Origin of the sequence: Luteibacter sp. UNCMF366Tsu5.1, from assembly GCF_900119235.1 — a bacterium.
Lineage (GTDB): Bacteria > Pseudomonadota > Gammaproteobacteria > Xanthomonadales > Rhodanobacteraceae > Luteibacter > Luteibacter flocculans.
In genome coordinates, this window is sequence record NZ_FPIS01000009.1 from 1 (window position 1) to 2,500 (window position 2,500).

The following is a 2,500-nucleotide window of genomic DNA, read 5'->3' on the forward strand; positions in this document are numbered from 1 at the left end:
GAGACCGGGTTTTTAGGATAAAGCCCCTGGCGGTGACCTACTCTTGCATGGCTTGAGCCACACTACCATCGGCGCATGCGCGTTTCACTTCTGAGTTCGGGATGGGATCAGGTGGGACCACGCCGCTATAGCCGCCAGGGAAGGGGTGGGAGCAGCGCCTGAGCGCCGGCTCCACAAAGGGGGTAAACGAGTGACAAGCGTCCGGGAACGACCGGAGGACTGTATTAAGACGGTGAAGCGTCTTGGGGTTATATGGTCAAGCCTCACGGCTCATTAGTACGCGTAAGCTCAATGCATTGCTGCACTTCCACACCGCGCCTATCAACCACCTAGTCTTGATGGTGCCTTAAGGAGAGTCAAGCTCTCGGGAGATCTCATCTTGGGGCGTGCTTCCCGCTTAGATGCTTTCAGCGGTTATCACTTCCGTTCGTAGCTACCGGGCAATGCCATGGGCATGACAACCCGAACACCAGCGGAACGTCCACTCCGGTCCTCTCGTACTAGGAGCAGCCCCCCTCAAATCTCCAACGCCCACGACAGATAGGGACCGAACTGTCTCACGACGTTCTGAACCCAGCTCGCGTACCACTTTAAATGGCGAACAGCCATACCCTTGGGACCGGCTACAGCCCCAGGATGTGATGAGCCGACATCGAGGTGCCAAACACCGCCGTCGATATGAACTCTTGGGCGGTATCAGCCTGTTATCCCCGGAGTACCTTTTATCCGTTGAGCGATGGCCCTTCCATACAGAACCACCGGATCACTAAGACCTACTTTCGTACCTGCTTGATCCGTCGATCTCGCAGTCAAGCACGCTTATGCCTTTGCACACAGTGCGCGATGTCCGACCGCGCTGAGCGTACCTTCGTGCTCCTCCGTTACTCTTTGGGAGGAGACCGCCCCAGTCAAACTACCCACCATACACGGTCCCCGATCCGGATTACGGACCTAGGTTAGAACGTCAAGCACTTCAGGGTGGTATTTCAAGGATGGCTCCACCGAAACTAGCGTCTCGGTTTCATAGCCTCCCACCTATCCTACACAGAAGAACTCAACGTTCAGTGTAAAGCTATAGTAAAGGTTCACGGGGTCTTTCCGTCTTGCCGCGGGAACGCTGCATCTTCACAGCGATTTCAATTTCACTGAGTCTCGGGTGGAGACAGCGCCGCTGTCGTTACGCCATTCGTGCAGGTCGGAACTTACCCGACAAGGAATTTCGCTACCTTAGGACCGTTATAGTTACGGCCGCCGTTTACTGGGGCTTCGATCAAGAGCTTCGCCTTGCGGCTGACCCCATCAATTAACCTTCCAGCACCGGGCAGGCGTCACACCCTATACGTCCACTTTCGTGTTTGCAGAGTGCTGTGTTTTTGATAAACAGTCGCAGCGGCCAGGTTACTGCGACCCCTCGATGCTCAGTCACGCACGTGACCACACCAAGGGGCGCACCTTCTCCCGAAGTTACGGTGCCATTTTGCCTAGTTCCTTCACCCGAGTTCTCTCAAGCGCCTTGGGATTCTCACCCTGCCTACCAGTGTCGGTTTACGGTACGGTTTTTCTACAGCTGAAGCTTAGTGGCTTTTCCTGGAAGCGTGGTGTCAGTCACTTCGTCCTCATAGGACTGGTCTCGGTGCTCGGCGTAAGTGATCCCGGATTTGCCTAAGATCACCGCCTACCGCCTTTCCCCAGGACAACCAACGCCTGGTAGACCTAACCTTCTCCGTCCCCACATCGCACTGTAGAAAAGTGCAGGAATATTAACCTGCTTCCCATCGACTACGCATTTCTGCCTCGCCTTAGGGGCCGACTCACCCTGCGCCGATGAACGTTGCGCGAGGAAACCTTGGGCTTTCGGCGGGGGGGCTTTTCACCCCCCTTATCGTTACTCATGTCAGCATTCGCACTTCCGATACCTCCAGCAAGCCTTACGACTCACCTTCACAGGCCTACGGAACGCTCCTCTACCGCGTACAGATCAAAATCTGTACACCCCGAGCTTCGGTGCATAGCTTAGCCCCGTTAAATCTTCCGCGCAGACCGACTCGACCAGTGAGCTATTACGCTTTCTTTAAAGGGTGGCTGCTTCTAAGCCAACCTCCTGGCTGTCTATGCCTTTCCACATCGTTTTCCACTTAGCTATGACTTTGGGACCTTAGCTGCGGGTCTGGGTTGTTTCCCTTTTCACGACGGACGTTAGCACCCGCCGTGTGTCTCCCGTGTAGCACGTGTTGGTATTCGGAGTTTGCCATGGTTTGGTAAGTCTCAATGACCCCCTAGCCATAACAGTGCTCTACCCCCAACAGTGTTCGCACGAGGCGCTACCTAAATAGCTTTCGAGGAGAACCAGCTATCTCCGAGTTTGTTTAGCCTTTCACTCCGATCCTCAACTCATCCCCATCTATTGCAACAGATGTGGGTTCGGTCCTCCAGTGCGTGTTACCGCACCTTCAACCTGGTCAAGGATAGATCACTCGGTTTCGGGTCTACTGCCAGAGAC

The 2,500-nt window shown here is 54.9% G+C and carries 2 rRNA genes (1 of these 2 cut by a window edge); both read right to left on the bottom strand.

The window, feature by feature from the left end:
• Positions 1 to 24 precede the first annotated feature (24 nt).
• A 5S ribosomal RNA gene (gene rrf / locus BT115_RS18150) occupies positions 25 to 139 on the bottom strand.
• A 113-nt stretch (positions 140 to 252) separates the two neighbouring features.
• Positions 253 to 2,500: ribosomal RNA gene (locus tag BT115_RS18155) — 23S ribosomal RNA — on the bottom strand (it continues 637 nt past the right edge of the window).